Below are 3,812 nucleotides of genomic sequence, written 5' to 3'. Positions count from 1 at the left end.
GTTGGCAAACAGGTCTGTTTCGGTTTTCTTATTGTTCCTTCAACTCGCGATAATTCTCACAGGCCTTATCGCGCTCCCTCGCCAATCTGGGATCACTATTGCCCATAGCGGCAACCGTCGCCACATTGCATGCCTGACGCGCCTCATCCAACGGATCAGGCGATTGCGCGGAACCTATATTGGCAATCGTTGGTTTGAAAGAGACAGCGGCATTGCAGTACATATTCTGGATTTTTACCTGTTTCCAGTCGTCTGACCCTGAAGCTGTCAATTGTGAACATAGTGCATTGAACAATTGGGCCGCCTTGACCGTACACCTGGAAAACTGACTGAGGTTTTGCTTGTGGTTCGCACAAACACTTTCCGGACGCACCCGCCACAGCTGGTGCTGGTATGACACCGGAAAACACAAAACTCACCGGGTCCAAAATTCCATACTCCAAAATAAACCATGGTTGAGGGCCGAATAGTCAGGCCAGGTATTCAATACCTGTATCAGAAGCTTCAGAAATTTGGCGGCAACACGATGCCGCGCCTGGTTAAATTACTATCGTTCACCTTCAAGGCCATGCCATACCCGGAGAATGATGATGACACTGGCATGAAGTGAATATCGAACGACGTATTTTCCGAAAACCATATCTCGAACAGAGTCTGGCACCGGTGCCATTTCAACTGGTGTGCCCATTAGAGGGAAGTCCGGAAGCAGTCCGATTTTGCCAACCAGTTCGGCGGCAATCCTGGCTGCCGCCGATGGACTGTGGACTTCAATGAACTCCCTTAAGCGTTTCAAATCTTCGATGGCTTCATCCGTGTAAACCAGTTTCACTTACCTGACCTCGGTGCACTCTGCTCGTTGTCGGCTCCCCAACTATTAAGCCAGCTATGAACCTCACTGGCATCAACAACCTTGCCTTGGGTGGCAGACTCCATTGCCTCTAGCGTTTGTTTCCACCGCTCTTGCTCAAGCTGCTGCTTTTCTATGTATTCCGACAATGCCTGGTTGATTACCCAGCCTTTGCTCCGGTGCAGCCTGCCGGCGATTGCTTCCAGGTGCTGTTCAACTTCGGCTTGAAGGCGAACTGTGGTGACACTCATGACTATACCCTCGGATTTGGCGACTACAATGTATTACAGCATAGTCGATGAGGATGGGGCAATAACGCCTTGGCTTTGCGGCGTACCGGAGCGCTAGCGTAGGTGCGTCCGACAACAGCCACTTGTTAGATTGAACCCTCACGACTGACTGGTATCAAGCTCGGCTGAACCAAACATGTCTATAGGTATACGCTCCTGCGAGGTAGCCGGTTGCATAGAACTCGCGAGAGTCGCTTCGGCAAATTCGACGACAGACCATATAGTTTTGTAAGCAGCCGACAAATTAGCTTCATATTTTCCAGCAGACAATGAGATACACCCACTCCCCTGGTTAAAACTAATATCCCCGCTGGGCATCGCAAACTGTGCTTTTACGTTTCCTCGCGTTATTCCCGGGCGTATGAAGTGAGTTTTCAATTTGAGCGGATTTTCGCTCTCCATGGTGACCCACTTAATAGAACCGAGAACCGATGAATTCAACGCAATAATCTGATCAATCTTTTGTGCGATATGCGCCGACACATTTCGAATATCTCGAATAGCTTGTAACTGAGAACGCACAACTTTTGGGGAAAACGTATTAGGAATAGTGTCTGAGTTCGGTTGCATTTCCCAGAGACACCTAAACCTATCTGCGGCATCAATGAATGCCCAAGCATCAAGAAAAACGTGCGTGAATGAAGACTGTTCTGAAACTCCAGAATCTGCCAATGACAGCTCGGTTAACGACCTACATAACCGGCTATATGACAGATTAACGATCTGCGCCGAATGCCTCATTCCGTCAAAGAAAACGGCCTGTTTCGGATTAAGAGCTGCCGGTAAATTCAGAAATGCTGAGTCTTTTGTGAACATTTTTTCCAATCTAACGAGGCTGTAGAAAAACCCAAAAACAAGCGAGCATTCCACCGCCTACAATCTCGTTTGTGTTAGCCGGCCAGTTCGCCCAGCAATTTCCAGTTTCCGGATTGATTGCCCTTTATAGACCTCAATCCCGCTATTTTAGTGTTCAGGCGCTCGTGGCCTTGTGCCCTAGGGTATTTCTGGGCGCATTGCCTCGCCCTGTTCACGCAGCCATCTGCCCATAATTCGCCAGTTTTTCAATATTGTGCACCAAGCAATACAACTGCCATTGCCCCTGCACTTTTCGCTTTCCACGGAGGCTAAAACGGTTCAGGCGTTTGGTTGTACTGATGTTGCCGAACACGGGCTCCACCACCGACATGCGGTGGCTGTATATTTCTTTGCCTTGCGGGCTATCTACCCGATGCTTCATCCAATCCGTGTAGTTCGGGAGCCGTTTGTTTGCGATGGTGAAGGAGACTTGCCGCCCAGAACCTGTGCGGTGATTGGCTGACGCCGGATTCTGCATGCATCGGTGTTTTTTTGGGCAATGCCTGCACTGGAGCAGACGACCTTCGAATTGCACCCGGGTCTTACCGTTCTCGGTTTCCCGTGTGCCTTGGTAACTGATGGCGTTGCCCGCCGGACAGATGCAAGTGAGGCTCACCGGATCGAAATGAAATTCGCTAGCCGGAATGATGTTTTTCCAACCTGTGCCTGGTTGATTTTGGTGCCGTTTTCCGTATTTGTCTTTCTGGTTCTGGAACTTTGGATCCCTGCTGCGGAAGCGATTGTCCGGGATGTAACCGTTGATCTGTCGTTCGTGCAGGTATTTCATGTTCGCTTCGTTGGCGAAGCCAGTATCGGCGGTGACAATCGCGCCGGTTTGGTAGACGTTGTCGGCAATGCCCAGCTTTTTATAACGCTGCTGAACCGTCTCCAGCACCGGCGTTAAAGTGTGGTGTTCTTGCCCTTCGCCGAAGGCCTGGGCATCGATGATGATCTGGTGTTTCTTGTCCACCGTGGCCACGCCGTTATAGCCCTGGATCGTGCCCTTGCTGGTGGTCATCTTGCCGCTTTCGTTATCGGTGATGTTGCTCTTCACTTCCTTGCGTCGTTTCCCCTGGCCCATCCTTGGGCTGCTCGTCTTTAGGAAACGGTCTACTTTGGACATCGCTTCATCCAGCGAGAGAATGGTGTTGGCGCGGCGGATATCCCGATCCAGTTCCGCTTCGGTTTCAGCCTCATCCCGGGCGTGGTGTTCACGCAAATGGTGGCGAATCAGACGTTTCAGCTTGTCCCGCTTTTCGCCCAACTCTTTAAAGGTGCCCGACCATTCTTTGGCCGCGTTCGAGGACATTTTGCAGCCGTCGATGGCAAACAGCTCATTACCCAGCAGCCCTTGTTCATGGCACACCAACAATACCTGCTCGAACAGTTCTTCGATTTCCTCAGCGTGGCTGCTAACGAACTTAGCTAGGGTGGTGAAGTGCGGGACGGTATCGCAGGACAGGGCTTTAAAAATGATGTTGGTTTCGCAGCACCACTGAATTTCGCGGCTGGAAGTGATGCCTTTGGAATAGGCGAATAGGATGATCTTCAGAAGAATAGCCGGATCGTAGGCCATGCGGCCAGTGTCGTCGTTGCGGTACTTGGGATGAAACACCGACAAATCCAGCTTGTGTTCAATCAGATAATGAACGGCATGTTCAAAGGTGCCAGGCTGAAGCTGTTCCTGATAATTGATGACGACCATCGCATCTTGGTCGTAGTTGTAATGCTTGAAGCGGGGCATTCCGACGACTCCTTGTCTGTTTGCTCAATGCTACCAAAAACGACCTGTTTTGGGGTTTTTCTACAGCCTCAACGCT

At 50.6% G+C, this 3,812-nt stretch carries 5 protein-coding genes; 1 reads left to right on the top strand and 4 read right to left on the bottom strand.

Annotated elements, in window-relative coordinates:
* The coding region (locus ABYA77_RS14720) for a hypothetical protein (RefSeq protein WP_372966713.1) at positions 1-256 on the top strand (256 nt) is incomplete at its 5' end.
* Positions 257-547: 291 nt separating this feature from the next.
* On the opposite strand, the gene ABYA77_RS14715 is transcribed toward ABYA77_RS14720, so the two are convergent.
* The 4 genes from ABYA77_RS14715 to ABYA77_RS14700 form a co-directional block, all read right to left on the bottom strand.
* A complete protein-coding gene (locus ABYA77_RS14715; protein ID WP_372966712.1) occupies positions 548-829 on the bottom strand; it encodes a type II toxin-antitoxin system RelE/ParE family toxin in 282 nt (93 codons plus the stop codon).
* Positions 826-1,098 carry a CopG family ribbon-helix-helix protein gene (locus ABYA77_RS14710; RefSeq protein WP_372966711.1) on the bottom strand — a complete coding sequence of 91 codons (273 nt, stop codon included), beginning with the start codon at positions 1,096-1,098 and terminating at the stop codon, positions 826-828. Before ABYA77_RS14710 ends, ABYA77_RS14715 begins: the two co-directional genes overlap by 4 nt.
* 138 nt (positions 1,099-1,236) lie before the next feature.
* A complete protein-coding gene (locus ABYA77_RS14705) occupies positions 1,237-1,953 on the bottom strand; it encodes a hypothetical protein (protein WP_372966710.1) in 717 nt (238 codons plus the stop codon).
* A 211-nt stretch (positions 1,954-2,164) separates the two neighbouring features.
* Positions 2,165-3,736, bottom strand: a complete 1,572-nt coding sequence (locus ABYA77_RS14700; protein ID WP_372966709.1) for an IS1182 family transposase — start codon at positions 3,734-3,736, stop codon at positions 2,165-2,167.
* Between the last annotated feature and the right edge of the window lie 76 nt (positions 3,737-3,812).

This window comes from Marinobacter sp., from assembly GCF_041595835.1.
Classification (GTDB): Bacteria; Pseudomonadota; Gammaproteobacteria; order Pseudomonadales; family Oleiphilaceae; genus Marinobacter.
The sequence above is the reverse complement of the archived record's forward strand: the minus strand, read 5'-3'. Positions and strand labels throughout refer to the sequence as shown.